This window comes from Paraburkholderia sp. TE9906 (genome assembly GCF_056279605.1).
On record NZ_JBWCCT010000004.1, the window covers coordinates 110818 to 136662 of the forward strand.

Annotated in this window: 23 protein-coding genes; 20 read left to right on the forward strand and 3 right to left on the reverse strand. The window is 64.1% G+C overall.

Annotated features, from left to right (window positions below):
- Positions 1-116: 116 nt before the first annotated feature.
- The 8 genes from dapB (at position 117) to ACZ9H4_RS11440 (ending at position 8920) form a co-directional block, all read left to right on the forward strand.
- Entirely contained in the window at positions 117-914 is a 798-nt protein-coding gene (dapB, locus tag ACZ9H4_RS11405) for a 4-hydroxy-tetrahydrodipicolinate reductase (RefSeq protein WP_476119076.1), read from the forward strand.
- A gap of 88 nt (positions 915-1002) precedes the next feature.
- Complete coding sequence (locus ACZ9H4_RS11410; RefSeq protein WP_476119077.1) at positions 1003-1713, forward strand: MotA/TolQ/ExbB proton channel family protein; 711 nt, start codon at positions 1003-1005, stop codon at positions 1711-1713.
- A gap of 105 nt (positions 1714-1818) precedes the next feature.
- Positions 1819-2262, forward strand: a complete 444-nt coding sequence (locus ACZ9H4_RS11415) for an ExbD/TolR family protein (protein ID WP_476119078.1) — start codon at positions 1819-1821, stop codon at positions 2260-2262.
- A gap of 179 nt (positions 2263-2441) precedes the next feature.
- Positions 2442-5033, forward strand: a complete 2592-nt coding sequence (gene leuS / locus ACZ9H4_RS11420; protein ID WP_476119079.1) for a leucine--tRNA ligase — start codon at positions 2442-2444, stop codon at positions 5031-5033.
- Between the two features lie 91 nt (positions 5034-5124).
- On the forward strand, positions 5125-5676 hold the full coding sequence (locus ACZ9H4_RS11425) for an LPS-assembly lipoprotein LptE (RefSeq protein ID WP_408147786.1): 552 nt from the start codon (positions 5125-5127) through the stop codon (positions 5674-5676).
- A gap of 66 nt (positions 5677-5742) precedes the next feature.
- Positions 5743-6861, forward strand: a complete 1119-nt coding sequence (gene holA, locus ACZ9H4_RS11430) for a DNA polymerase III subunit delta (protein ID WP_476119080.1) — start codon at positions 5743-5745, stop codon at positions 6859-6861.
- 293 nt (positions 6862-7154) lie between these two features.
- Positions 7155-8426, forward strand: a complete 1272-nt coding sequence (locus ACZ9H4_RS11435; protein ID WP_408156479.1) for a glutamate-5-semialdehyde dehydrogenase — start codon at positions 7155-7157, stop codon at positions 8424-8426.
- Between the two features lie 77 nt (positions 8427-8503).
- Complete coding sequence (locus ACZ9H4_RS11440) at positions 8504-8920, forward strand: CopD family protein (RefSeq protein ID WP_476119081.1); 417 nt, start codon at positions 8504-8506, stop codon at positions 8918-8920.
- Between the two features lie 113 nt (positions 8921-9033).
- Here the strand turns inward: ACZ9H4_RS11440 and ACZ9H4_RS11445 are convergent, their stop codons facing one another.
- On the reverse strand, positions 9034-9879 hold the full coding sequence (locus ACZ9H4_RS11445; RefSeq protein ID WP_408156481.1) for a MurR/RpiR family transcriptional regulator: 846 nt from the start codon (positions 9877-9879) through the stop codon (positions 9034-9036).
- A gap of 290 nt (positions 9880-10169) precedes the next feature.
- Here ACZ9H4_RS11445 and edd point away from each other — a divergent pair, with 290 nt between their 5' ends.
- The 4 genes from edd to ACZ9H4_RS11465 all read left to right on the forward strand — a co-directional run bounded on the left by edd (position 10170) and on the right by ACZ9H4_RS11465 (position 14923).
- Entirely contained in the window at positions 10170-12098 is a 1929-nt protein-coding gene (edd, locus tag ACZ9H4_RS11450; protein ID WP_408147796.1) for a phosphogluconate dehydratase, read from the forward strand.
- 26 nt (positions 12099-12124) lie between these two features.
- Entirely contained in the window at positions 12125-12766 is a 642-nt protein-coding gene (eda, locus tag ACZ9H4_RS11455) for a bifunctional 4-hydroxy-2-oxoglutarate aldolase/2-dehydro-3-deoxy-phosphogluconate aldolase (RefSeq protein WP_408147798.1), read from the forward strand.
- A gap of 249 nt (positions 12767-13015) precedes the next feature.
- Complete coding sequence (locus ACZ9H4_RS11460) at positions 13016-14410, forward strand: GntP family permease (RefSeq protein ID WP_408147800.1); 1395 nt, start codon at positions 13016-13018, stop codon at positions 14408-14410.
- An 18-nt stretch (positions 14411-14428) separates the two neighbouring features.
- Positions 14429-14923 (forward strand): gluconokinase, encoded by a 495-nt coding sequence (locus tag ACZ9H4_RS11465; protein ID WP_408147802.1) that lies wholly within the window; start codon positions 14429-14431, stop codon positions 14921-14923.
- Positions 14924-15038: 115 nt separating this feature from the next.
- Here ACZ9H4_RS11465 and purB read toward each other — a convergent pair whose 3' ends face one another.
- Positions 15039-16427 carry an adenylosuccinate lyase gene (gene purB, locus ACZ9H4_RS11470; protein WP_408156483.1) on the reverse strand — a complete coding sequence of 463 codons (1389 nt, stop codon included), beginning with the start codon at positions 16425-16427 and terminating at the stop codon, positions 15039-15041.
- 402 nt (positions 16428-16829) lie between these two features.
- Here purB and ACZ9H4_RS11475 point away from each other — a divergent pair, with 402 nt between their 5' ends.
- From ACZ9H4_RS11475 to ACZ9H4_RS11500, 6 genes are all read left to right on the forward strand, one after another.
- Positions 16830-17786, forward strand: coding sequence for a LysR family transcriptional regulator (locus tag ACZ9H4_RS11475; protein ID WP_408147805.1), 957 nt, complete (start codon positions 16830-16832; stop codon positions 17784-17786).
- A gap of 171 nt (positions 17787-17957) precedes the next feature.
- Positions 17958-19280 carry a Glu/Leu/Phe/Val family dehydrogenase gene (locus ACZ9H4_RS11480; RefSeq protein ID WP_408156487.1) on the forward strand — a complete coding sequence of 441 codons (1323 nt, stop codon included), beginning with the start codon at positions 17958-17960 and terminating at the stop codon, positions 19278-19280.
- Positions 19281-19543: 263 nt separating this feature from the next.
- Positions 19544-20437: a glutamate/aspartate ABC transporter substrate-binding protein gene (locus tag ACZ9H4_RS11485; protein ID WP_168665274.1), complete on the forward strand. Its 894-nt coding sequence runs from the start codon at positions 19544-19546 to the stop codon at positions 20435-20437.
- An 82-nt stretch (positions 20438-20519) separates the two neighbouring features.
- Positions 20520-21260, forward strand: coding sequence for an amino acid ABC transporter permease (locus ACZ9H4_RS11490; RefSeq protein WP_408147809.1), 741 nt, complete (start codon positions 20520-20522; stop codon positions 21258-21260).
- Positions 21260-21937 (forward strand): glutamate/aspartate ABC transporter permease GltK, encoded by a 678-nt coding sequence (gene gltK, locus ACZ9H4_RS11495; RefSeq protein ID WP_408147811.1) that lies wholly within the window; start codon positions 21260-21262, stop codon positions 21935-21937. The genes ACZ9H4_RS11490 and gltK overlap by 1 nt, the downstream gene beginning before the upstream one ends.
- The gene (locus ACZ9H4_RS11500; RefSeq protein ID WP_042320997.1) at positions 21934-22659 is read left to right on the forward strand and encodes an amino acid ABC transporter ATP-binding protein; all 726 of its coding nucleotides are present in this window, start codon (positions 21934-21936) and stop codon (positions 22657-22659) included. The genes gltK and ACZ9H4_RS11500 overlap by 4 nt, the downstream gene beginning before the upstream one ends.
- Positions 22660-22762: 103 nt before the next feature.
- Here ACZ9H4_RS11500 and ACZ9H4_RS11505 read toward each other — a convergent pair whose 3' ends face one another.
- Positions 22763-23704, reverse strand: a complete 942-nt coding sequence (locus tag ACZ9H4_RS11505) for a class II glutamine amidotransferase (protein ID WP_408328178.1) — start codon at positions 23702-23704, stop codon at positions 22763-22765.
- 168 nt (positions 23705-23872) lie between these two features.
- Between ACZ9H4_RS11505 and pyrC the strand changes: the two genes are divergently transcribed.
- Positions 23873-24943: a dihydroorotase gene (gene pyrC, locus ACZ9H4_RS11510; protein ID WP_476119084.1), complete on the forward strand. Its 1071-nt coding sequence runs from the start codon at positions 23873-23875 to the stop codon at positions 24941-24943.
- An 11-nt stretch (positions 24944-24954) separates the two neighbouring features.
- Positions 24955-25815, forward strand: a complete 861-nt coding sequence (locus ACZ9H4_RS11515) for a DUF3025 domain-containing protein (protein WP_476119085.1) — start codon at positions 24955-24957, stop codon at positions 25813-25815.
- The last annotated feature ends 30 nt before the right edge of the window (positions 25816-25845 follow it).

The window sequence follows — 25845 nt, forward strand, 5'->3', positions numbered from 1 at the left end:
CGCGGCGCCCGCCGGATTCTCCGCTTGTCCAATGAGTGCGGCGCCCGGGCGTGCTGCCCGCCGCCGCCGCGTTTGCCCGCATTTGCCGGGTTTTGTCTTTTCGAACCCTCGTAGCCATGAAAATTGCCATTGCTGGCGCATCGGGCCGTATGGGCCGCATGCTCATCGAAACCGTCCTCAATGATCCCGCCGCCACGTTGTCCGGCGCGCTCGTGCGCGCGGCCTCCGCGCAACTCGGGCAGGACGCCGGTGCGTTTCTCGGCAAGCAGACGGGCGTGCTGATGACCGACGACATCGAGCGCGTGTTCGCCGAGTCCGATTACCTGATCGACTTCACGCGCCCGGCCGGCACACTGGAGCATCTTGCAGCGGCGCAGCGCCACAACGTGAAGATGGTGATCGGCACGACCGGCTTCGACAACGAGCAGAAAGCGCAACTGCGCGCCGCGGCGGACAAGGTCGCCATCGTGTTCGCGTCGAATATGAGCGTGGGTGTGAACGTCACGCTCAAGCTGTTGGAATACGCGGCGAAGCATTTCGCGACGGGCTACGACATCGAGATCATCGAGGCGCATCATCGTCACAAGGTCGACGCGCCGTCCGGCACCGCGCTGACCATGGGCGAAGTGATCGCCAACGCGCTCGGCCGCAATCTCGACGACTGCGCGGTCTACGGCCGCGAAGGCGTGACCGGCGAGCGCGATCCGTCCACGATCGGCTTCTCGGCGATTCGCGGCGGCGATATCGTCGGCGATCATACGGTATTGTTCGCGGGCACCGGCGAGCGCATCGAAATCACGCACAAATCGTCGAGCCGGCTGTCGTATGCACAAGGCTCGCTTCGTGCAGTGCATTTCCTAGAAGGCCATAAGGCCGGCTTTTTCGACATGCAGGACGTGCTCGGCCTGCGTTGAGCGGGCCTTGCGCGGTTTATGCACGTAGGCCCGGCGGCATCGCGGCCCCGGCGCACGCCCTGAATTCACTTTTCCCCTGCGAGGTCAGATGGCAGGCAGCAGCGGCATCATCCATTACCTGCAAACCAGCGACGCGATCACGCACGGGGTCGCGTATGTGCTGCTGGCCATGTCGATTGCGAGCTGGTGCTTTCTGATCGTCAAGAGCTGGATGCTGACTCGCGCCAAACGTCAGGCCACACGGGCGATTGCGCAGTTCTGGCAGGCGCCGACGCTGTCCGAGGGCGTCGCGGTGTTGCGGCGCGCGGACCGGGAGCGCGTCTTCCTGCCGCTCGCCGAAGCGGCGCTGCATGCGGCCGAGGTGGATATTCCGGGCGCGCTGCTCGCGCGTGTCGAGCGCGGCGAGCGGGTGTTGCGCTCGTTGCGCCTGGCGCTCAACGCGTCGCAGCGGCGGCTCGAATTCGGCCAGGTGCTGCTGGCGTCGGTGGGCGCCACGGCGCCGTTCGTCGGCTTGCTCGGGACCGTATGGGGCATCTATCACGCGCTCGGCAGCATCGCCGCGGCGGGTCAGGCGCAAATCGAGAACGTCGCGGGCCCGGTCGGCGAAGCGCTGATCATGACCGCGTTCGGTCTGGTGGTCGCGATTCCGGCGGTGCTGGCGTACAACGTGCTCGGGCGTCTCGTGCGGCAGTTGTCCGAAGAACTCGACGGCTTCGCGCACGATCTGCACGCGTACGTGTGCGCGCCCGCCGAGCAGGCTCACGCGCCGGTGCGGGCGGAGCAGGCTTCGACCCACTAGGCGCGCGGTTCACAGAAGCCGAGGCATCACGCCCAGGCCAGCAGGCCCGGCATCAGACTTCAAGCGGAAAGCGCGCACGGAAAGCTCAGACGGAAGGAGGCGATCATGGCATTCGGCGGACTCGAGAAAAAGCAGACGGCTGCGCCGATGGCCGAGATCAACATGACCCCGTTGATCGACGTGATGCTGGTGCTGCTGGTGATTTTCATCATTACCGCGCCGTTGTTCACGCACGCGATCCGGCTCGATCTGCCGAAAGTCGCGGCCACGCCCGCGCGCGAGACGCCGCAAACCATTTCCCTGTCGATCGACGCCGCCGGCAAGCTGTACTGGAACGGCAACCTCATCACGCTCGCGCAGATGCGCACGCAGTTCGCGCAGGCGGCGAGCCAGGCGAAGCAGCAGTCGGAGCAGCCGGAGATTCATCTGCGCGCGGAGCGCTCGACGCGCTACGAGGTCATTGCCCAGGTGATGGGCGCGGCGCAGCAGGCCGGGCTCGAGCGGATCGGTTTCGTGACGGACCCGCCGCCGACGGACGCGGGGCATTAAACCCCGCGCCGCGCTGCACACGCACAGCTCTGCGCCCGCGCACCATCCCGCGCGGCGTAGCCGTCCGCGAACGGTATAATCAGCCCTTTCCCCGCCGACGGGGAAACGACGTCATTTCATTCAGCAGAGCACCAAAGCGGCCGGTGCGAAAGCACCGAACCCAGCGATCCCATCACACCATGCACGAAAAATACGTTCCCTCCGACGTCGAATCCGCCGCGCAAGGGCAATGGCGCGCCATCGACGCGTACAAGACGACGGAAACCACCGACAAGCCCAAGTTCTATTGCGTCTCGATGCTGCCGTACCCGTCGGGCAAGCTGCACATGGGGCACGTGCGCAACTACACGATCAATGACGTGATGTACCGCTATCTGCGGATGAACGGCTACAACGTGCTGATGCCGATGGGCTGGGACGCGTTCGGTATGCCGGCGGAAAACGCCGCGATGGCCAACAACGTGCCGCCCGCGAAGTGGACCTACGACAACATCGCTTACATGAAGAAGCAGATGCAGTCGATGGGCCTCGCGATCGACTGGACCCGCGAAATCGCGACCTGCAGTCCCGACTACTACAAGTGGAACCAGTGGCTGTTCCTGAAGATGCTCGAAAAGGGCATCGCGTACAAGAAGACCGGCACCGTCAACTGGGACCCGGTCGATCAGACCGTGCTCGCCAACGAGCAGGTGATCGACGGCCGCGGCTGGCGCTCGGGCGCGCTCGTCGAGAAGCGCGAAATCCCGATGTACTACATGCGCATCACGCAGTACGCGGACGAATTGCTGAACGACCTCGACGGCCTCGGCTGGCCCGAGCGCGTCAAGATCATGCAGCAGAACTGGATCGGCAAGAGCTTCGGGGTGAACTTCGGCTTCCCGTATGAAATCGACGGCGAACAGAAGCTGCTGCGCGTGTTCACCACGCGCGCCGACACGATCATGGGCGTGACCTTCTGCGCGATCGCCGCCGAGCATCCGCTCGCCACGCGCCTCGCGCAAGGCAAGCCGGAGCTGCAGGCGTTCATCGAAGAGTGCAAGCGCGGCGGCGTGGCCGAAGCCGACGTCGCGACGATGGAAAAGAAGGGCATGGGCACCGGCTTCTACGTCACGCATCCGCTGACGCAGGAACAGGTCGAAGTGTGGATCGGCAACTACGTGCTGATGAGCTACGGCGAAGGCGCGGTGATGGGCGTGCCCGCGCACGACGAGCGCGACTTCGCGTTCGTGAAGAAATACGATCTGCCGATCAAACAGGTAGTGGCAGTCGAAGGCAAGGAATTCTCGACTGACGCCTGGCAGGAATGGTACGGCGAGAAGACCGGCACGCTGGTCAACAGCGGCAAGTACGACGGCCTCGCATACGAAGCAGCAGTCGACCAGATCGCGGCAGACCTGAAGGAACTCGGCCTCGGCGACAAACAGATCACGTGGCGTCTGCGTGACTGGGGCGTGTCGCGTCAGCGCTACTGGGGCACGCCGATTCCGATCATCCACTGCCCGGCGTGCGGCGACGTGCCGGTGCCGGAAAAAGATCTGCCGGTGGTGCTGCCTGAGGACCTCGTGCCGGACGGCACGGGCAATCCGCTCGCGAAGTCCGAAGCGTTCGTGAACTGCGCCTGCCCGAGCTGCGGCGGCGCGGCCAAACGCGAAACCGACACGATGGACACCTTCGTCGACTCGTCCTGGTACTTCTACCGTTACGCGTCGCCGGATGCGAAGACCATGGTCGATGAGCGCACCGACTACTGGGCGCCGATGGACCAGTACATCGGCGGTATCGAGCACGCGATCCTGCACCTGCTGTACTCGCGCTTCTGGGCGAAGGTGATGCGCGACCTCGGCCTCGTCAAATTCGGCGAGCCGGCCAAGAACCTGCTCACGCAGGGCATGGTGCTCAACGAAACGTATTACCGCGAAAACGAAGCGGGCAAGAAGACCTGGTACAACCCGGCCGACGTCACCGTGTCGTTCGACGACAAGGGCCGCCCGGTCGGCGCGATCCTGAACGTGGACGGCCAGCCGGTGGTACTCGGCGGCGTCGAGAAGATGTCGAAGTCGAAGAACAATGGCGTCGATCCGCAATTGCTGATCGATCAGCACGGCGCGGACACCGCGCGTCTGTTCGTGATGTTCGCGGCTCCCCCCGAGCAACAGCTCGAGTGGTCCGGTTCGGGCGTGGAAGGCGCGAGCCGCTTCCTGCGCCGCGTGTGGAATTTCGGTCACACGAACGAAGCCGCGTTGCGTGCGGGCGGTCAACTCGACGCCGCGCAATTCGGCGAGGCCGACAAGCTGCTGCGCCGCGAGATCTACAGCGTGCTGAAGCAGGCCGACTTCGACTATCAGCGTCTGCAGTACAACACGGTGGTGTCGGCCGCGATGAAGATGCTCAACGCGCTCGACAGCGCGAAGAGCGCCCAGCCGGCCGTGCTGCGCGAAACCTACAGCGTGATGCTGCGCGTGCTGTACCCGGTGGTGCCGCACCTGACGTTCCAGCTGTGGCAGGAACTCGGTTACGCCGACGAATTCGGCTCGCTGCTCGACGCGGCATGGCCGAAGGTCGACGAGAAGGCGCTGGAGCAGGCCGAGATCGAACTCGTGCTGCAGGTGAACGGCAAGGTGCGCGGCGCGATCACCGTGGCGAAAGACGCGACTCGTGAAGCGATCGAGCAGCTCGCGGGCGCGCATGAGATGGTCGCGAAGTTCAGCGAAGGCAAGGCCCCGAAGAAGATCGTCGTGGTGCCGGGCCGTCTCGTGAACGTGGTCGTTTGACGGTCCACGAAAACATGTCGGCAGACAGGACGCCGCCGCGCGCGGCGGCGTTTGTCTGCGCTGCGGAATCTACTGCGAACCGGGAGCCAATGTGACTCGCAGATCGTTTTTGACGCTGGCTTGCAGCGTGATGATGTTGTCGGCCTGCGGCTTCCAGCTGCGCGGCCAGCAGGACTACGCATTCAAGCGCCTCTATGTTTCGGGCGGTTCCCCGGCCGCCGTCGCGCGGCTCACGCGCATGGTGCAGGGTGGCAGCGACACGGTCGTGGTCAACTCGCCGGCCAATGCCGACGCGCTGCTGCGGATCACGCAAGGCCGTAGTACCAGCACGCTGACGCTGAACTCGCTGGGCGTGGTCGCGGAATATCAACTGAATCTGTCGATGACCTACACGCTGACCGGCAAAGACGGCACCATCCTGATTCCGTCGAGCGTGATCGCGCTGAACCGCGCGATGACCTATAGCGACCAGTTCTCGCAAGCGAAGGCCGCCGAGTCCGACATCCTCTTCGCCGATATGGAAAACGACGCGATCGACCAACTGATTCGCCGGTTGGGGGTCGTGCGCTCGCTGAATCCGGCGCCGGGCGAAGGTGTGCCGGCCGTCGCGCCGCGTGCGCCGTTGCCGCCGCCGCCGCTGTGAGCGTGATGGCGTATCCGCTGCCGTGTGTGATTCACCACACCTGTTCAACCTCGCCGACCAGTAGCCATGCAACTGCGACTTGACGCGCTCGAAGCGCATCTCGCGAAGGGACTCGCCGGACTGTACGTCGTGTACGGCGACGAGCATCTGCTCGCGCAGGAAGCGTGCGACCGGATTCGCGCGACGGCACGCGCGGCGGGGTTCACCGACCGCTCGGTGTTCACGGTCGAGCGCGGTTTCGACTGGAGTTCGCTGCTCGGCGCGAGCCAGTCGATGTCGCTGTTCGGCGACCGCCAGCTGGTCGAGCTGCGCATTCCGTCGGGCAAGCCCGGCAAGGAAGGCGCGGATGCGCTGAAGGCGCTCGCCGCCGCCGTCAACGACGACGTGCTGACGATGGTCACGCTGCCGCGGCTCGACGCGGCCACGCAAAAGTCCGCGTGGTTCACGGCGCTCGCCGATGCGGGCGTTGCGTTGAAGATCGATCCGGTGGAGCGCGCACAGTTGCCGAACTGGGTCGGGCAGCGGCTCGCAGCCCAAGGCCAGCGCGTCGCGGCCGGCGAAGAAGGGCGGCGCGCTTTGGCGTTCATCGCCGAGCGGGTGGAAGGCAATCTGCTCGCCGCGCATCAGGAAATCCAGAAGCTCGGGCTGTTGTATCCGGCCGGCACGCTCGGCTTCGAACAGATTCATGACGCCGTGCTCAACGTCGCGCGCTACGACGTCTTCAAGCTGAACGAAGCGATGCTGGCAGGCGACGTCGGCCGCCTCGCGCGCATGCTCGACGGGCTGCGCGGCGAGGGCGAGGCGTCGGTGCTGGTGTTGTGGGCGGTCGTCGAAGAAGTGCGCACGTTGCTGCGGATCAAGCGTGGCGTCGCTGCCGGCAGGCCGCTCGCGATGCTGGTGCGCGAGAACCGCGTGTGGGGTCCGCGCGAGAGGCTGATCGGGCCGGCGCTGTCGCGCGTCACCGAAGGGGCGCTGGAGAAGGCGCTCGCTTTGGCGGCGCGGCTGGATCGGCAGGTGAAGGGTTTGTCCGGCAGCACGCCGGGCAATCATCGCAACGATCCGCCGCCCGATCCGTGGGACGGTCTCTTCGAACTCGCCATGACGGTGGCCGCGCCGAAAGCCGCGCCGGTTCCGCCGCCGCGACCTCGGGCTGGCACCATGACGCCGGCGCGAAGGCCAGCGTGAACCGGGGCGTGAAGGGCGCGTAGCGGCGCTGGATCGCTTCGCGCAAAGGTTGGTCAAGTGCGGCGCCGTCAGCGTGTCGCGATGTGCTCCTCAAGCGCCGCATTTGCCGCGCTGTTCGCCACCGCGTCTGCCAGCGCATTAGCCCATTCAGGCGCGCGCAGGTTCGACTCAGGCCACGCAGCCCACACCGCCTTCGCGAGCAAAGCACCTGCACCCGACTTACAATCGTTTCTTCTTTCGCCAATCCTGCCAGTCCGCCGCACATCGACGTGCGCGGCACCACGAGAATGACCATGGATATCGACCAGTACATGACCGACCTCGGCCGGCGCGCGCGCCAGGCTTCGCGCGCGATGGCGCGAGCCTCGACGGCGGCGAAGAACGCCGCGCTCGCGGCCGTCGCGCAGGCTATCGAGCGCGATGCCGCGCTGCTCAAGGAAGCCAATGCGCGCGACCTCGCGCGCGCCCGCGACAAGGGACACGACGCCGCGTTCATCGACCGTCTCACGCTGTCGGACAAAGCGTTGAACACGATGGTCGAAGGCTTGCGGCAGGTCGCGTCGCTGGCCGATCCGATCGGCGAGATCAGCAATCTGAAGTACCGGCCGAGCGGCATCCAGGTCGGCCAGATGCGCGTGCCGCTCGGTGTGATCGGCATCATCTACGAATCGCGTCCGAACGTGACGATCGACGCCGCGGCGCTGTGCCTCAAATCCGGCAACGCGACGATTCTGCGCGGCGGCTCGGAAGCGCTCGAATGCAACACCGCGCTGGCGAAGCTGATCGGCGAAGGGTTGCAAGCCGCCGGTTTGCCGCAGGACGCCGTGCAGGTGGTCGCCACGTCGGATCGCGCGGCGGTCGGCAAGCTGATCACGATGACCGAGTATGTCGACGTGATCGTGCCGCGCGGCGGCAAGAGCCTGATCGAGCGGCTGATCAACGAAGCGCGCGTGCCGATGATCAAGCACCTCGACGGCATCTGCCACGTGTATGTCGACGATCGCGCGGATCTCGCCAAGGCGCTGAACGTCTGCGACAACGCGAAGACGCACCGCTACGGCACCTGCAATACGATGGAAACGCTGCTGGTCGCGCGCGGCATCGCGGCTGACGTGCTGCCGCCGCTCGGCAAACTGTATCGCGGCAAGGATGTCGAGCTGCGCGTGGACGCGGCGGCACGCGCGGTGCTGGCGGATGCGGGTGTCGGTCCGCTCGTCGATGCGACCGAGGAAGACTGGCGCACCGAATACCTCGCGCCGGTGCTCGCGATCAAGGTGGTCGACGATCTCGACGCGGCGATCGATCACATCAACACCTACAGCTCGCACCACACCGACGCGATCGTCACGGAAGACCACGATCGCGCGATGCGCTTCCTGCGCGAAGTGGATTCGGCGAGCGTGATGGTCAACGCTTCGACGCGTTTTGCCGACGGCTTCGAGTTCGGCCTGGGCGCGGAAATCGGCATTTCGAACGACAAGCTGCATGCGCGCGGCCCGGTCGGGCTGGAAGGCCTGACCTCGCTCAAATACGTCGTGCTGGGTCACGGCGAAGGCCGTCAATAAGGCGGCATCATTTCTGGGCGCGGTGACAGGCGGGTGTGCCTGGCTGCGCCAGCCACAACGTTGCACGAGGACCGCTGATGCTTTGGGTAAAAACGTTTCACATCGTCCTGGTTGCCTCCTGGTTTGCCGGCCTGTTCTATTTGCCGCGCATCTTCGTCAATCTGGCGATGGAAACGGAACCCGCCGCTACCGCGCGCCTGCTGATCATGGCGCGCAAGCTGTTCCGCTTCCAGACGCTGATCGCGGTGCCGGCGCTGGTGTGCGGATTGTGGCTGTGGCTCGTGGTCGGCATCGGCAGCGGGCAGGGCTGGATTCACGCGAAGGTCGGCGTGGTCGTGCTGCTGGTCGTTTATCACGCGTATTGCGGCGTGCTGCTGCGGACATTCGAGCGCGGCGAGAATCGTCGCTCGGACAAGTGGTATCGGATGTTCAATGAGTTGCCGGTGTTGGGGATGCTCGCGGCGGTCGCGCTGGTCGTGATCAAGCCGTTCTGATTCCGCGCTTTTCATACGCGGCAGTGAACAACGAAGAAGGGCGGTTTGCCGGTTGATCGGCAAACCGCCCTTGTCGTTTCTGGCGTGCTGCTTTGCATGGGCGCTGCCGCGCCTCACCCGTGCGAGTCCACCCTGCGCCGGTGAATCACCTCCTTGGTCTGCGCGAGCTTTTCCAGCAGTTCCGGACCACGGCTGAGCGCCACGCCCACCGCCAGAATGTCGCCGATCGCCAGATGCGACACGCGCGAGGTCATCGGCGAAAAGATATCCGTGTCCTCGTCGACGTTCGCGAACAGGCCGACCGTCGCGAGGCGTGCCAGCGGCGAATTGCCGTGCGTAATCGCAATCACCTTCGCGCCCGCGTTGAGCGCGGCCTTCGCGGCGTCGATGATGTCGCGCGTGCGGCCGGTGTTCGAAATCGCGATCACGACGTCGCCTTCGCCCAATAGCGCCGCCGACATCAGAAACGTATGCGGGTCCGAATACGCGACGCTTGGCATGCCGAGCCGGAAGAACTTGTGCTGCACGTCGAGCGCGGCGATGCCCGAGCCGCCCGCGCCGTAAAACTCGATGCGACGCGCCTGCGCCAGCATCTCGATCGCCGCCGCCACGCTGTCCGACGACAGATTGTTGCGCACCTGGATCAGCGCGCCGATGGTCCGGTCGAGCACCTTAGCGGCGACGCCCGGCGTCGGCTCGTCGGGCCGCACGTCGCGATAGACGGCGGGCACCTCGGCGGCAATGCCCTGCGCGAGCCGGATCTTGAACTCCCGAAACCCCGAAAAGCCGAGCGCATGACAGAACCGCGCGATGGTCGGCTGGCTCACGCCCGCACGGGCGGCGACTTCGGTCATCGACAGGTCGAGCACCTCGCGGGGTGCTTCGATCACGTAATCGGCCAGCTTGCGCTCGGAGGGGCGCAGCTGCTCGCGCATCTCTTCCACCTGGGACAGCATCATTGGAAAACTCGCACTATGCTGAAGAATGCGTGGACTATATCTGATTGCATGAGAAGGTACAAAAACTACATATCTGGCTCTAGGTGTAATCCCTAGGTTTTTATCATTCAGCGCTTACTGGCTTCCAGTAAGGCGCAGCGCGACATGACCCAATGCCGCGGCGCAACAGGAAGCGGCGTTGCGATCGTGTAGTTTTTCTACTAAGATGGCGTCGTCGGTTGATCCGACGCCCCGCGATACCTACCTGGCAAAGTGCGCGCGCGCCTGCCGCCAGCGACGAAGGAGCTCCGATGGTTTCCCCGCATTCGCAATTGTTGAAGGTCACGCGGCGCGTGATCGAGCGCAGCAAGCCCACCCGTGACGCGTATCTGGCCCGCATCCACCATGCGCAAGGCAAGTTCCCGGCGCGCGGCGCACTCTCGTGCGCCAACCTGGCTCACGGTTTCGCCGGTCTCGAGGGCAACGACAAGCTCGTCATCAAGCAGATCCGCGAGCCGAACATCGGCATCGTGTCCTCGTACAACGAGATGCTGTCGGCCCACGCGCCGTACAAAAACTACCCGGACATCATCAAGCAGGCCGCGCGTGAAAACGGCGGCGTCGCGCAATTCGCGGGCGGCGTGCCGGCCATGTGCGACGGCATCACGCAGGGCAACGCGGGCATGGAGCTGTCGCTGTTCTCGCGTGAAGTCATCGCGATGGGCACGGCTGTCGCGCTCACGCACAACATGTTCGATGCCGCGCTGTGCCTCGGCATCTGCGACAAGATCGTGCCGGGTCTGCTGATCGGCGCACTGCAATTCGGTCATCTGCCGACCATTTTCGTGCCGGCCGGCCCGATGGCGAGCGGCCTGTCCAACGACGACAAGGCGAAGACGCGCCAGCAGTTCGCCACCGGCCAATGCGGCCGCGACGCGCTGCTCGAAGCGGAAGCGGCCGCGTACCACAGCCACGGCACCTGCACGTTCTACGGCACCGCCAACAGCAACCAGATGCTCATGGAAGTAATGGGCCTGCATCTGCCGGGCTCGGCCTTCGTGCATCCGCATACGCCGCTGCGCGACGCGCTGACCGCGCAGGCCGCGCGCCGCGTGCTCGATCTGACGGTGGAACGCGGCAACTACATGCCGATCGGCCACGTGGTCGACGAGAAGGCGGTGGTCAACGGCATCGTCGCGTTGCTGGCGACAGGTGGCTCGACCAATCACACGCTGCACCTCGTGGCGATTGCGCGCGCGGCGGGCATCGTGATCGACTGGGACGACTTCGACACGCTGTCGCAAGTGGTGCCGCTGCTCGCGAAGATCTACCCGAACGGCAAGGCCGACGTGAATCACTTCCACGCGGCCGGCGGCGTCGCGTTCCTCGTGCGCAATCTGCTCGAAGGCGGCTTGCTGCACGACGACGTGAACACGGTCGCGGGCAAGGGGCTCGCGCATTACACCGAAGAGCCGAAGCTGCTCGACGGCAAGCTGCAATGGGTGCCGGCCGTCGAGGCGAGCGCGGACACGGCGGTGCTGCGCGGCATCGACGAGCCGTTCCAGCCGGACGGCGGCTTGCGCCTGATGCAGGGCAAACTCGGTCGCGGCGTGATCAAGATTTCGGCGGTGGCGGCGGCGCATCGCAAGGTGAAAGCGCCGGCGATCGTGTTCGATTCCCAGGAAGCGGTGCAGGAGGCGTTCGACAAAGGCGAGCTGAAGCGCGATTTCATCGCCGTGGTGCGCTTCCAGGGCGCGCGGGCAAACGGCATGCCCGAGCTGCATCGTTTGACGCCGCTGCTGGGTGTGTTGCAGGATCAGGGTTTCCATGTCGCACTGGTGACGGACGGCCGCATGTCCGGCGCGTCGGGCAAGGTGCCGGCGGTGATCCACCTGTCGCCGGAAGCGTTGCTGCAAGGCCCGATCGGCAAGGTGCGCACGGGCGACATGCTGGTGATCGACGCCGAAGCGGGCGTGCTCGACATCGAGATCGACGCGGCCGAATGGGCCGCGCGCCCGAACGCCGAGCCGCTGCATCAGGCGGAAAACGAAGTCGGCTTCGGCCGCGAACTGTTCGGCGTATTCCGCGCGGCGGCGGCGCCGGCGGAGCAGGGCGCGTCGGTGTTCGGCAAGATGGTGGGTGAAGACGCAACCCCGCGCGCGGATCAGCATGCAACGCATCGCGGTGCCGCGGCCAAAGCGCATACCGACAAACACACAAGCACCACGCAAACGAGCTAAGTGCTGCAGAAACAAGGAGTCTGACTATGACGTCGAAAACAGTAAGCGATATCGTGCGCCTCGGCCCGGTGATTCCGGTGCTCGCGTTCGACTCGGTCGACCAGGGCGAACACGTGTCGCGCGCGCTGCATGCGGGCGGCGTGAAGGTGCTGGAAATCACATTGCGCACGGCGGCCGGGCTCGAAGCGATCGAGCGCGCGAGCCAGCTGGCCGAGGACATCGTGGTCGGCGTCGGCACGATCACGAAGCCCGAGCACTGCGCGCAGGCCAAGAAGGCGGGCGCGCAATTCGGCGTCTCGCCGGGCCTCACGAGGGACATGCACAAGGCCGCGCAGGATGCGGGCTTGCCGCTGCTGCCGGGTGTGATGACGCCCACCGACATCATCACGGCGCTGGAGCTCGGCTACGAGATCGTGAAGTTTTTCCCGGCGCAGCAAGCCGGCGGCGTGCCCATGCTGCAGGCCTTCCACGGCCCGTTCCCGACGTTGAAATTCTGCCCGACCGGCGGCATCACGGCCGAAACGGCGCCGCATTTCCTGTCGCTGCCGAACGTGGTGTGCGTGGGCGGTTCCTGGCTCACGCCGAAGGCCGCGCTGGCCGCGCAGAACTGGGACGAAGTCACGCGTCTCGCACGGGCCGCCAGCCAGTTGGCCGCGCCGGCTCACTGAGCGCCGCGCGCACAACAAGCTGCCCAGCAGCGCTGACACGCAAAAGAGCCTCGCCGATACAGCCGCCCGGCTGTCGCGCCGAGGCTTCTTTGCGACTTGCATAGCGGATTCACGCGCGCTATCAGGAAACAAACAGTAAAATTCAGCGTCCGCGCGGTCAGCCGGGTTTTCGGCACCGCACAGGCCGCCGCGAGACGAAGTGCTGACCGTGTTCCGCACTCAAAATCAATAACGCAAAGGAGGAGCTTCATGGAAGCTGTCCACGGCAGCATGCTGCTGGTTTACGGGGTGATCGCGATCGCCTTGCTGATCTTGCTGATCACGCGCTACAAGGTTTATCCGTTCCTTGTTCTCATCATGGTGTCGCTGCTGCTCGGCCTCGTCGCCGGCATGCCGATGGCCACCATCGTCAAATCGTTCGAAACGGGTAACGGCAACACGCTTGGGCATATCGCGATCGTGGTCGGTCTCGGCACGATGCTCGGCAAGATGATGGCCGAATCGGGCGGCGCCGAGCGCGTCGCCACCACGCTGATCGACTTCTTCGGTGAGAAGCACATTCACTGGGCGATGATGGTCGTCGCGATCATCGTCGGCTTGCCGGTGTTCTTCGAGGTCGGTTTCGTGCTGCTGATTCCGATTGCGTTCAACGTCGCGAAGCGCACCAACAAATCGCTGCTGCTAGTCGGCCTGCCGATGGTCGCGGGTCTGTCCGTCGTGCACGGCCTGCTGCCGCCGCACCCGGCCGCGATGCTCGCGGTGCAGGCGTATCACGCGGATATCGGGCGGACCATTGCTTATGGTCTGATCGTCGGTGTGCCGACCGCGATCGTCGCCGGTCCGCTGTTCGCGCTGATGATCAGCCGCTACATCAAGTTGCCGAAGGAAAACGCGCTGGCCGCGCAATTTCTCGGCAGCGCCGCCGACAACGGCGACGCGAAAAACGGCGCGGCAAGCACGGCGCCGAAGCGTGAATTGCCGAGCTTCGGCGTCACGCTGTTCACGATCCTGTTGCCGGTGATCCTGATGCTGATCGGCAGCTGGGCCGATCTGATCTCCACGCCGAAGACTCTGCCGAACGATCTGCTGCGTTTCTTCGGCAACTCGGACGTCGCGCTGTTAACGGCCGTGCTGGTCAGCTTCTGGACCTTCGGCGCGAGCCGCGGGTTCAACCGCGAGCAGATCCAGAAGTTCTGCGGCGAATGCCTTGCGCCGATCGCGGGCATTACGCTGATCGTCGGCGCGGGCGGCGGCTTTGGCCGCGTGCTGATGGATAGCGGCATTTCGAAGGAAATCGTCAACGCGGCGACGTCGGTGCATATGTCGCCGCTGCTGTTCGGCTGGCTGGTCGCTGCGCTGATCCGTCTCGCCACCGGGTCGGCCACGGTCGCGATGACCACCGCATGCGGCATCGTCGCGCCGATCGCGGCGGCGGGCGCGGTGCAGGTCAAGCCGGAATTGCTCGTGCTCGCCACCGGTTCGGGCTCGCTGATCTTCTCGCACGTGAACGACGGCGGCTTCTGGCTGATCAAGGAGTACTTCGGTATGACGGTGGGGCAGACCTTCAAGACATGGTCGCTCCTCGAGACCATCATCTCGCTGATGGGTTTGGGCCTGACCTTCGCGCTCGCGGCGGTCCTGTAAAGAAGTAAGGAGTTTCTGATGATTTTGATCGCAATGGGCGTGTCGGGCGCCGGCAAGACGAGAATTGGCGAAATGCTGGCGGAGCGCCTGCACTGCGCATTCACCGACGGCGACGCGTTTCACAGCGCCGCCAACAAGGAGAAGATGCACCACGGCATTCCGCTCACCGACGAAGACCGTTGGCCGTGGCTGAAAACCATCCGCGCCGCGATCGAAGGCAAGCAGAAGGCAGGCGAGACGGCGGTGTTCACGTGTTCGTCGCTCAAGCGCTCGTATCGCGACATCCTGCGCGACGGCGACAAGGACGTATGCTTCGTCTACCTGAAGGGCTCGCGCAAGGTGCTCGAAGAGCGTCTGACTACGCGCACCGGACACTTTTTCGATCCGTCGCTGCTGCAAAGCCAGCTCGACACGCTCGAAGAGCCGGGTGCGGACGAGGCGATCACGGTGAGCATCGAACTGTCGCCGGAAGCAATCGTCGACGACGTGTTGAAGCAGGTCGAAGCGCGGTGAGTTTGCGCTGGCTCATTCGCTCGTCGTTGTAGAGACGAAAAAAAGCCGCTCCTCGGAGCGGCTTTTTTATGCCCGCCTCTCGCGCGGACGAGGCGGCCTTGCATCGAGCGGCGAATCAGCCGATGCGCTTCGCCAGTTCGACCGCCTTGCCGATGTACGAACCCGGCGTCATCGCGAGCAGGCGGTCTTTTGCGTCCTGCGGAATCGCGAGGCCGCTCACGAAGGTTTGCAGCGCTTCACGCGTGATGCCCTTGCCGCGCGTCAGTTCCTTCAACTGCTCGTACGGGTTCTCGATGCCGTAGCGGCGCATCACCGTTTGCACCGGCTCGGCCAGTACTTCCCAGCAGTTGTCGAGGTCTTCGTTCAGACCCTGCGCGTTCACTTCGAGCTTGTCGAGACCGCGGATCAGCGAGTCGTACGCGAGCAGCGAGTAACCGAACGCGACGCCGATGTTGCGCAGCACCGTCGAGTCGGTCAAATCGCGCTGCCAGCGCGACACCGGCAACTTGTCGGCCAGATGGCGTAGCGTGGCGTTCGCGAGACCGAGGTTGCCTTCGGAGTTTTCGAAGTCGATCGGGTTGACCTTGTGCGGCATCGTCGACGAGCCGATTTCGCCGGCCTTGGTGCGCTGCTTGAAGTAGCCGACCGAGATGTAGCCCCACACGTCGCGGTCCAGATCCAGCAGGATCGTGTTGGCGCGCGAGACCGCGTCGAACAGTTCGGCCATGTAGTCGTGCGGCTCGATCTGGATCGTGTACGGATTGAACGTGAGCTTCAGGCGCTGCTCGACCACTTCGCGCGAGAATGCTTCCCAGTCGAACTCCGGATACGCCGAGAGATGCGCATTGAAGTTGCCGACCGCGCCGTTCATCTTGCCGAGCAGTTCGACCTTCGCAATACGGTCGATCGCGCGTTCGAGGCGCGCGGCGACGTTGGCCATTTCCTTGCCGAGCGTGGTCGGGCTGGCCGGCTGGCCGTGTGTGCGCGACAACATCGGTTGAGCGGCGTGAGCATGTGCCAGCGCGACGAGGCGTTGATGCACCGAGCGCAGCGCGGGCAGGATCACGTGTTCACGCGCGCCGGCGAGCATCAGGCCGTGCGACGTGTTGTTGATGTCTTCCGAGGTGCACGCGAAGTGGATGAACTCGCTCGCGCGTTCCAGTTCTTCCTGACCCTTGACCGATTCCTTCAGCCAGTACTCGACCGCTTTCACGTCGTGATTCGTTACGCGTTCGATGTCCTTGATGCGCGCGGCGTCGTGCGCGGTGAAGCGCTCGGCCAGTTGCAGCAGGAATTGCTCGGACGCTTCGGAAAAGCGCGGCACTTCGGCGAAGCCGGCGCGCGACAGCGCGATCAGCCAGTGGATTTCAACGGTCACGCGATTGCGCATGAAGGCGGCTTCCGAGAGCCAGTCGCGCAGGGCTTCGGTTTTCGACGCATAGCGGCCGTCGAGCGGGGAGAGCGCGTTGAGCGCGAACAGGGTGTCGGGGCGGGTGTCGGACATGATGGGGACCGGGTCGAAGCGTTGAGCGCTCAGAGAGCGGATCGGGAACGGAGGGAACCGCGAATTTTACCACTGTGCGGGTGGCAGGCCGTTGGCGGCCGCGAATTTGCCGCGCGCGAGGCCGTGAGGCGCGGAGCGTGGCGGCTTTGCAGCCTGTTCGTAGCTTCCGCTGCGTGACCGCGGCACGCCGCCCCGCGACCTGGCTCGTCACGCTGGAGGCGGATCCACAGCCACAGCCACAGCCACAGCCACAGCCACAGCCACAGCCACAGCCACAGCCACAGCCACAGCCACAGCCAAAGCCAAAGCCAAAGCCAAAGCCGCGCCTCGACCCGCAGCGCCACGCTGCGCCCGCGCCGCTAGAATGCTGTCTTCTTCCTCCTGCCCGGCAGCACACTTCGCATGGAACTGAAATGGCTCGAAGACTTCGTTTCGCTCGCGGAAACGCGTAGTTTCAGCCGCTCGGCCGAACTGCGCCACGTCACGCAACCAGCTTTTTCACGGCGCATCCAGGCACTCGAAGCGTGGCTCGGCACGGAACTGATCGACCGTTCGGTTTATCCGACGCGGCTCACGGCGGCCGGCCAGGTGTTCAACGAGCAGGCGCTCGCGATGCTGTCGCAATTCCACGAGGCGCGCGCGCTGCTGCGCGGCCATACGGCGACGCCCCAGGCAACCATCGAATTTGCCGTGCCGCATACGTTGTCGCTCACGTATTTTCCGCGCTGGCTGCAACGCATCGAAGCGCAGATGGGCCCGATCCATACGCGGCTGCGCGCGCTGAACGTGCACGACGCGGCGTTGTCGCTGGTGGAAGGCGGCTGCGATCTGATGATGGGCTATCACCATCCGAGCCATCCGGTCGCGCTCGATCCGGCTCGCTACGACATGCTGACGCTCGGCAACGAGCCGATCAGCCCGTTCTCGGCGCCGGGCCGCGCCGGCCGGCCGCGCCACACGTTGCCGGGCACGGCCGAGGCGCCCGCGCCGTATCTGTCCTACACGCCGAACGCGTATCTGGGGCGCATGACCGAAGTGATCCTCGCAAATGCGCCCGAGCGTCTGTACCTGGACCGGTTGTACGAGACCGACATGGCCGAAGGGCTCAAGGCGATGGCGCTGGCCGGCCATGGCATCGCGTTTCTGCCGCACAGCGCGGTGGAAGACGCGGTCGCCGACGGCAAGCTGATCCGCCTCGATCGTGCGACACGCGGCACGCCGGAAGGACAGCTCACGCTGAGCATGGAGATTCGCCTCTACCGCGACAAGCTCGCGGCGAAAAGCGACGATGCGCGGCAGATACTCGTGCGGCAGTTGTGGGAGGTGGTGTCGGCGGAACTGGGGCAGGACGCAGCATAAAAGGCACCGCGAGGGCACCGCCAGGGGACGGTGAAACCTGCGCCGCCACGACGTGAATTTGCAGCTTTCCGAAGGTTATGCAAAAAAAACATAATCGGATAAGGAAACGGCATTGGATTTCAAAACGACGTTTTTCGACAATGCACGTATTCGATCAACGCCGGAGCGTTCATGTCTTCCCAGCAGCAAGCCGCCCAAGCAGTCCAATCCGCAGCATCGTTGCAGTCCGTTCCCTCCTACCTCAACAGCGAAGACCTCGGCCCCTGGGGCAACTATCTGCGCCAGGTCGACCGCGTCGCGCCGTACCTCGGCTCGCTGTCGCGCTGGCTCGAAACCCTCAAGCGCCCGAAGCGCATCCTGATCGTCGACGTGCCCATCGAACTCGATAACGGCACCGTCGCGCACTTCGAAGGCTATCGCGTACAGCACAACGTGTCGCGCGGTCCGGGCAAGGGCGGCGTGCGGTATCACCAGGACGTGACGCTGTCGGAAGTGATGGCGCTGTCCGCGTGGATGTCGGTGAAGAACGCGGCCGTGAACGTGCCGTACGGCGGCGCGAAGGGCGGCATCCGCGTCGATCCGCGCACGCTCTCGCGGGGCGAACTGGAGCGCATGACGCGCCGCTACACGAGCGAGATCGGCATCATCATCGGACCGAATACCGACATTCCCGCGCCGGACGTGAACACGAACGAGCAGATCATGGCGTGGATGATGGACACGTACTCGATGAACCAGGGCCAAACGGCGACCGGTGTGGTGACCGGCAAGCCGATCACGCTCGGCGGTTCGCTCGGCCGCCGCGAGGCGACGGGCCGCGGCGTGTTCGTGGTGGGCTGCGAAGCGGCGCGCCGCATCGGCTTCGATATCGAAGGCGCGCGCATCGCGGTGCAGGGCTTCGGCAACGTCGGCGGGATTGCCGCGCGGTTGTTCCAGGAAGCGGGTGCGAAGGTGGTCGCGGTGCAGGATCACACCGGTTCGCTGTACAAATCGACCGGCATCGATGCGGGCGCGTTGCTCGAACACGTCGCGAAGACGGGCGGCGTGGGTGGTTTCCCTGAAGCGGACGCCGTGAGCAACGAGGAATTCTGGACCATCGAATCGGACATCCTGATTCCGGCTGCATTGGAAAACCAGATCACCGAGAAGAACGCCGGCAAGATCAGGACCAAAATCATTGTGGAAGGCGCCAACGGCCCGACCACCACGGCGGCCGACGACATCCTGCACGATCGCGGCATTCTCGTGATTCCGGACGTGGTGGCCAACGCGGGCGGCGTGACGGTGTCCTATTTCGAATGGGTGCAGGACTTCTCGAGCTTCTTCTGGACCGAGGACGAGATCAACCAGCGTCTGGAGCGCGTGATGCGTGAGGCATTTGCCGCGGTATGGCAGGTGTCGAGCGAACAGAACGTGTCGGTGCGGACCGCGGCGTTTATCGTCGCTTGTAAGCGGATTCTGCAAGCGCGCGAAATGCGCGGCCTGTATCCCTGATTTACGTTTGAACGGCGAGTGCGCTACCCTGCGGATTCGCCGGCAATTTTTGCCTTGACGCGGTCCACGAGACGGCGTGTCGTACCCGGCGGGCGGCATCGGATCGATGCCGCCCGCCTTTGCATATCCGGAACCGGTCCGCGGATCGGTCGAAGGCGTCCCGCGCCCGTAGCGGCGCGCGCGCAACAACATGGTTTATAGCCATACTTTCAGAATAATTACTTTGCTAAACTGGCGCCGGTTCTTGCCAAGGAGATCACAACATGAAGGTTAAAAAAGCTGCGCTGCTGCTCGCGACTCTCGGACTGTTTACGGTTGGCGCGCAGGCGCAAGACGCGGGTACGCTGAAGAAGATCAAGGACACGGGCGTCATTTCGCTGGGCCACCGCGAATCGTCCATCCCGTTCTCGTACTACGACGACAAGCAGAATGTCATCGGCTACTCGCAGGAATTCGCCATGAAAGTGGTGGAAGCCGTCAAGCAGAAGCTGAACATGCCTAACCTGAAGGTGAAGCTGACTCCGGTGACGTCGCAAAACCGTATTCCGCTCGTGCAGAACGGCACGGTGGACATCGAATGCGGCTCGACCACGAATAACCTCGAGCGCCAGCAACAGGCCGCGTTCTCGAACACGATCTTCGTGATCGGCACGCGCATGATGACCAAGAAGGACTCCGGCATCAAGGACTGGGCGGACCTGAAGGGCAAGACGGTCGTCACGACCGCCGGCACCACCTCCGAGCGCCTGCTTCGCAAGATGAACCAGGACAAGAGCATGGGCATGAACATCATCAGCGCGAAGGACCATGGCGAGTCGTTCCTGACGCTGTCGACGGGCCGCGCCGCGGCGTTCATGATGGACGACGCACTGCTCGCGGGCGAACGCGCGAAGTCGAACAACCCGAACGATTTCGTGATCGTCGGCACGCCGCAATCGCGTGAAGCGTACGGCTGCATGATGCGCAAGAACGATCCGGAATTCAAGAAGGTCGCCGACGACGCGATCGCCAAGGTCCAGACCTCGGGCGAAGCCGATGCGATCTACAAGAAGTGGTTCGAATCGCCGATCCCGCCGAAGGGCCTGAACCTGAACTTCCCGCAAAGCGACGATATGCGGGCGCTGTTCAAGAATCCGAATGACAAGGCAATCGATTAAACCTCAGGTGTTTTTTTGAAACGCTGAACGAAACGGAAGGAGCCACGCGCTTCTTCCGTTTCTTTTTGCTGGAGTCTTGGTCATGTCATATCACTGGAACTGGGGCATTCTGCTGAGTCCGGTCTCCACCGGCGAGCCGACCACGTATCTGGGCTGGTTGTTCTCGGGCCTCTGGGTGACGATCACCGTGTCGCTGGCGGCATGGGTGATCGCGCTGATCGTCGGCTCGCTGTTTGGCGTGCTGCGCACGGTGCCGAACAAGTGGGCGTCGGGCATCGGCACGGTCTACGTCGCGATTTTCCGTAACATTCCGCTGATCGTGCAGTTCTTCATCTGGTATCTGGTGATACCGGAGCTGCTGCCCGTGTCGATAGGCAACTGGTTCAAGCAACTGCCGCCAGGCGCGCAGTTCTTCTCGTCGTCGATCATCTGTCTCGGGCTGTTCACTTCTGCGCGCGTATGCGAGCAGGTGCGCTCGGGCATCAACGCGTTGCCGCGCGGCCAGCGCGCCGCGGGTCTCGCGGTGGGCTTCACGCAATGGCAGACGTATCGCTATGTGCTGCTGCCGGTCGCGTACCGGATCATCGTGCCGCCGCTCACGTCCGAATTTCTGAACATCTTCAAGAACTCGGCGGTCGCCTCGACGATCGGTCTGCTGGATCTGTCCGCGCAGGCGCGCCAGCTGGTCGACTACACGTCGCAGACCTATGAGTCGTTCATCGCGGTCACGGTGGCGTACATGCTGATCAATCTGGTCGTGATGCAATTGATGCGCTGGGTCGAAGCCAGAACCCGGTTGCCCGGCTATATCGGAGGCAAGTGATGCACCATTTCGACTGGAGCGGTATTCCGGGCGCACTGCCTACGCTGTGGACCGGCGCCATCGTCACCTTCAAGATCACGCTGATCGCGATCGTGTTCGGCATCGTCTGGGGCACCATTCTCGCGATGCTGCGGTTGTCGTCGTTCAAACCCTTCGAGTGGTTCGCGAAGGGTTACGTGACGATCTTCCGTTCGATCCCGCTGGTGATGGTGCTGCTGTGGTTCTTCCTGATCGTGCCGCAAGTGCTGCAGAACGTGCTCGGGCTGTCGCCGGATATCGACATTCGCCTTGCCTCGGCAATGGTCGCTTTCTCGCTGTTCGAGGCCGCGTACTATTCGGAGATCATCCGCGCCGGCATTCAATCGGTGCCGCGCGGCCAGGTCAACGCGGCGTTCGCGCTCGGCATGACCTACGCGCAGTCGATGCGCCTGATCGTGCTGCCTCAGGCGTTCCGCGCGATGGTGCCGCTGCTGCTCACGCAGGGTATCGTGCTGTTTCAGGATACGTCGCTCGTCTACGTGATCAGCCTCGCCGACTTCTTCCGCACCGCCACGAATATTGGCGACCGTGACGGTACGAACATCGAGATGGTACTGTTCGCGGGCGCGTGTTATTTCGTGATCTGTGTGGTCGCGTCGAGCCTCGTCAAAGGTCTTCAGAAAAAGGTCGCAAGATGATCTCTATCAAGAATGTTTCGAAGTGGTACGGTCAGTTTCAAGTGCTGACCGACTGCACGACGGAAGTCAAAAAAGGTGAAGTGGTGGTGGTGTGCGGGCCGTCAGGCTCGGGCAAGTCCACGCTGATCAAAACCGTCAACGGTCTCGAGCCGTTCCAGAAGGGCGAGATCGTCATCAACGGCCAGTCGCTGACCGACAAGAAAACCAATCTGTCGAAGCTGCGTTCGAAGGTCGGCATGGTGTTCCAGCACTTCGAGCTGTTCCCGCATCTGTCGATCGTGCAGAACCTGACGCTCGCGCAGGTGAAAGTGCTCGGCCGCTCGAACGACGAAGCCACCGCGAAGGGGCTGAAGCTGCTCGATCGGGTGGGCTTGCGCGCGCATGCGGACAAGTTTCCGGGGCAGTTGTCGGGTGGTCAGCAGCAGCGCGTGGCGATTGCGCGCGCGTTGTCGATGGACCCGATCGCGATGCTGTTCGACGAACCGACTTCGGCACTCGATCCGGAAATGATCAACGAAGTGCTCGACGTGATGGTCGAACTCGCACAGGAAGGCATGACCATGATGTGCGTCACGCACGAAATGGGCTTCGCGAAGAAGGTCGCGCACCGCGTGATCTTCATGGACAAGGGCTTGATCGTCGAAGATGACCGCAAGGAAGACTTCTTTGCGAATCCGAAGTCGGATCGTGCGAAGGATTTTCTGGCGAAGATCCTGCACTGAGTTTCGTGTGCGGACCGGCCGGTATGGGCGGGCTCGTGCTGACCGAAAAAAAGCCGCTCCCTGGAGCGGCTTTTTTTTTGCTGGCGGGTGCGCGATCAGTCGCTCAGGACTCGAAGGCCGCGGCGTCGTCAGCCGCTTCGAGGTCGGCTTCGCTGTCGTGAGCCATGATTCCCGTCCCGGCGGCCGACGCCGCGATCGTCGTGGCCGAGGCCGACGCATCCAGCGTGGGATTGCGCAGCTTCTCCAGGACCGATGCCGGCACCGGCACGTTGATGCGGCCGATCACTTCGCCATGCTGGAACATCATCAGGTCGCCCGGCTCGAATGCGCTCCAGATTTCGTTGTCGGTCAGCGGCTTGGTGGCGATCACCGCGACGCGGTCTTCGGGCGTCGTGTACTTGGCGAAGTCGATCGAGACGTCGGCGTCGACCAGATGCGCGGTCGAAAACGGCCAGCGCCGCACGATGTAATGCAGATGCGTCGAGCAATGCGCGAACAGCGCCTGGCCGTTCGACATCAGAAAATTGAACACGCCGAATTGCGTGATTTCACGCGTGAGCGTTTCGAGCGTGGCGAACAGTTCGTCGAGCGGCGGCTGTTGCGCGCCCGGAAACGCCTTGCGCAAACCCTCCAGCAACGCGCAGAAAGCGAGTTCGCTGTCGGTCGTGCCGACCGGCTGATACACGCCCGACAGTTGCGGCGCATAGTCTTTCAGATCGCCGTTGTGCGCGAAGATCCAGTGACGCCCCCACAGTTCGCGCATGAACGGATGGCAGTTTTCGAGCAGGATGTGCCCTTGCGTCGCCTTGCGGATATGCGCGATGGTGTTCTTCGATTTGATCGGATAACGCTTGACCATCTCGGCGATCGGCGAGGTGGCCGACGATTGATGGTCGATGAACAGGCGGCAGGCTTTATCTTCGAAGAAGGCGATTCCCCAGCCGTCGGCATGGTGATCGGTGACGCCGCCGCGCGCCGCAAAGCCGGTGAACGAGAACGTGACGTCCGTCGGCGCGGCGCAGTTCATTCCGAGAAGTTGGCACATGTTGCGGGTAAGCCTGTGAACGGGGCGAGCCGTTACAATGATGATTTTCCAAGCATATCACCGAGCCAGAAACGCCAAATAGCGAAATTGACGTGTGTTTGGGCCGCAACAGGGCGGTTTGACCGGGTCGATTGGCTTTTGTCGCCGAATCTCGTTCCCCCTTTCGCCATGACCGCTCCCAACGTTTCCCTCGATTCCCGCGATTCCATTACGCTCGCCCGTCCCGACGACTGGCACCTGCACGTTCGCGACGGCGCGATGCTGGCCGCCGTGCTGCCGGACACCGCGCGCCAGTTCGCCCGCGCGATCATCATGCCGAACCTGAAGCCGCCGGTCACGACCACGGCGATGGCCCAGGCATACCGCGAGCGGATCGTCGCTGCGATCCCCGAAGGCGCGAAGTTCGAACCGCTGATGACGCTGTACCTGACCGACAACACGCCGCCCGACGAAATCCGCCGGGCGCGCGAGAGCGGCTTCGTGCATGGCGTGAAGCTGTATCCGGCGGGCGCGACCACCAACTCGGACGCGGGCGTCACCGACATCATGAAGTGCGCGAAAACGCTCGAAGCGATGCAGGAAGTGGGCATGCCGCTGCTGGTGCACGGCGAAGTAACGGATTCGTCGATCGATCTGTTCGACCGCGAGAAGGTGTTCATCGACCGCGTGATGACGCCGCTGCGTCGCGCGTTCCCGGCGTTGAAGGTCGTGTTCGAGCACATCACGACGAAGGACGCCGTGGACTACATCCGCGAAGCCGGTGTCGCGCCGGAACTGCTGGGTGCGACGATCACCGCGCACCATCTGCTGTACAACCGCAACGCGATCTTCCAGGGCGGCATTCGTCCGCATTACTATTGTTTGCCGGTGTTGAAGCGCGAAACGCATCGTGTGGCGCTGGTCGAAGCGGCAACATCGGGCAATCCGCGCTTCTTCCTCGGTACCGATAGCGCGCCGCATCCGAAGGGTTTGAAGGAGCACGCGTGCGGTTGCGCGGGCTGCTATACGGCGCTGCATGCACTGGAGCTCTACACGGAAGCATTCGACAAAGCCGGCGCGCTCGACAAGCTCGAAGGTTTTGCGAGCTTCTACGGTGCGGATTTCTACGGCCTGCCGCGCAATGCGGAGCAGGTCACGCTGTGTCGTGAGGAATGGACGTTGCCGGCCGAACTGCCGGTCGGCGATACGCCGGTGGTGCCGCTGCGCGGCGGCGAGTCGATCGGTTGGCGTCTGGTTTGAGGTTGAGCTAGATGCAGGTGCAAGACGCGGGGCAGAGAGAAGGGCAGCAGGTGGGGCCGCAAGCGGGCTTCGCCGCGATCGACTGGTCGCAGCCCTGGTTCGCGCAGTTCGCCGGACGCGGCCGGCGCTGGCAGCAGGCCGCGCTGACGAGCTACGCCGCGTTGCTCGCCGAAATGAACGCCGATGCCGCCCAAATGCGGCAGACCACGGGGCGTGGCCAGCGCCTCGCGTTCATCGCGCAGGACGATCTGCCGCCCGGCGCAGCGTACGAAGCGCACATCGCGTCGACCGGCTGCGTGCCGACGCGCCATAACCTGCACGACTTCTTCAATGGCTCGATGTGGTTTGCGTTTCCGCGCATCAAGGCGGCGCTGAACGCGCGGCAGTCGGCGGCCATCGACGTGTTGGGCGTCGGCCCGACCCGTGGCGGCGTGCGCGATACGCTGACCTTGTTCGACGAGAACGCATTGCTGTTCGCCTGTGCCGATCCCGCCTTGAGTGCCGCGCTGCGCGGCTTTGACTGGCGGACCTTGTTCGTGACCCGGCGCGAGGCGTGGGGTTCGAGCTGCGAAGTGCGCTGCTTCGGCCACGCGTTGCTCGAAAAATCGATCGTGCCGTTCAAGGCCTGCACCGGGCATGCGTGGATCGTCGACGTTCCGCCCTCGTACTTCGAATGGAACGCCGCCGCGCGCGATGCCTGGCTCGATGAATCGGTCAGCACGGCGCTGCTCGACACCGACGTGCTGACGAGCCGGATGTTCGCGCCGCTGCCGGTGCTGGGCATTCCGGGCTGGTGGCCCGAGAACGGCTCGCCCGCGTTTTACGACGACGTGTCCGTGTTTCGCGCGGGTCGCCGTAGCCGTCTGGCCTAGGCACCCGAAAGTTTCGTGCGGGTCGTGCCG

What these genes read in the sequence shown, in the direction of transcription:
- ACZ9H4_RS11415 (WP_476119078.1), top strand. Translation starts at nt 1,819, where the DNA reads ATGGCATTCGGCGGACTCGAGAAAAAGCAGACGGCTGCGCCGATGGCC.
- leuS (WP_476119079.1), top strand. Translation starts at nt 2,442, where the DNA reads ATGCACGAAAAATACGTTCCCTCCGACGTCGAATCCGCCGCGCAAGGG.
- edd (WP_408147796.1), top strand. Translation starts at nt 10,170, where the DNA reads ATGGTTTCCCCGCATTCGCAATTGTTGAAGGTCACGCGGCGCGTGATC.
- holA (WP_476119080.1), top strand. Translation starts at nt 5,743, where the DNA reads ATGCAACTGCGACTTGACGCGCTCGAAGCGCATCTCGCGAAGGGACTC.
- ACZ9H4_RS11490 (WP_408147809.1), top strand. Translation starts at nt 20,520, where the DNA reads ATGTCATATCACTGGAACTGGGGCATTCTGCTGAGTCCGGTCTCCACC.
- purB (WP_408156483.1), bottom strand. Translation starts at nt 16,427, where the DNA reads ATGTCCGACACCCGCCCCGACACCCTGTTCGCGCTCAACGCGCTCTCC.
- ACZ9H4_RS11460 (WP_408147800.1), top strand. Translation starts at nt 13,016, where the DNA reads ATGGAAGCTGTCCACGGCAGCATGCTGCTGGTTTACGGGGTGATCGCG.
- eda (WP_408147798.1), top strand. Translation starts at nt 12,125, where the DNA reads ATGACGTCGAAAACAGTAAGCGATATCGTGCGCCTCGGCCCGGTGATT.
- ACZ9H4_RS11465 (WP_408147802.1), top strand. Translation starts at nt 14,429, where the DNA reads ATGATTTTGATCGCAATGGGCGTGTCGGGCGCCGGCAAGACGAGAATT.
- ACZ9H4_RS11515 (WP_476119085.1), top strand. Translation starts at nt 24,955, where the DNA reads ATGCAGGTGCAAGACGCGGGGCAGAGAGAAGGGCAGCAGGTGGGGCCG.
- ACZ9H4_RS11435 (WP_408156479.1), top strand. Translation starts at nt 7,155, where the DNA reads ATGGATATCGACCAGTACATGACCGACCTCGGCCGGCGCGCGCGCCAG.
- ACZ9H4_RS11475 (WP_408147805.1), top strand. Translation starts at nt 16,830, where the DNA reads ATGGAACTGAAATGGCTCGAAGACTTCGTTTCGCTCGCGGAAACGCGT.
- ACZ9H4_RS11485 (WP_168665274.1), top strand. Translation starts at nt 19,544, where the DNA reads ATGAAGGTTAAAAAAGCTGCGCTGCTGCTCGCGACTCTCGGACTGTTT.
- gltK (WP_408147811.1), top strand. Translation starts at nt 21,260, where the DNA reads ATGCACCATTTCGACTGGAGCGGTATTCCGGGCGCACTGCCTACGCTG.
- pyrC (WP_476119084.1), top strand. Translation starts at nt 23,873, where the DNA reads ATGACCGCTCCCAACGTTTCCCTCGATTCCCGCGATTCCATTACGCTC.
- ACZ9H4_RS11480 (WP_408156487.1), top strand. Translation starts at nt 17,958, where the DNA reads ATGTCTTCCCAGCAGCAAGCCGCCCAAGCAGTCCAATCCGCAGCATCG.
- ACZ9H4_RS11445 (WP_408156481.1), bottom strand. Translation starts at nt 9,879, where the DNA reads ATGATGCTGTCCCAGGTGGAAGAGATGCGCGAGCAGCTGCGCCCCTCC.
- ACZ9H4_RS11440 (WP_476119081.1), top strand. Translation starts at nt 8,504, where the DNA reads ATGCTTTGGGTAAAAACGTTTCACATCGTCCTGGTTGCCTCCTGGTTT.
- ACZ9H4_RS11410 (WP_476119077.1), top strand. Translation starts at nt 1,003, where the DNA reads ATGGCAGGCAGCAGCGGCATCATCCATTACCTGCAAACCAGCGACGCG.
- ACZ9H4_RS11500 (WP_042320997.1), top strand. Translation starts at nt 21,934, where the DNA reads ATGATCTCTATCAAGAATGTTTCGAAGTGGTACGGTCAGTTTCAAGTG.
- ACZ9H4_RS11505 (WP_408328178.1), bottom strand. Translation starts at nt 23,704, where the DNA reads ATGTGCCAACTTCTCGGAATGAACTGCGCCGCGCCGACGGACGTCACG.
- dapB (WP_476119076.1), top strand. Translation starts at nt 117, where the DNA reads ATGAAAATTGCCATTGCTGGCGCATCGGGCCGTATGGGCCGCATGCTC.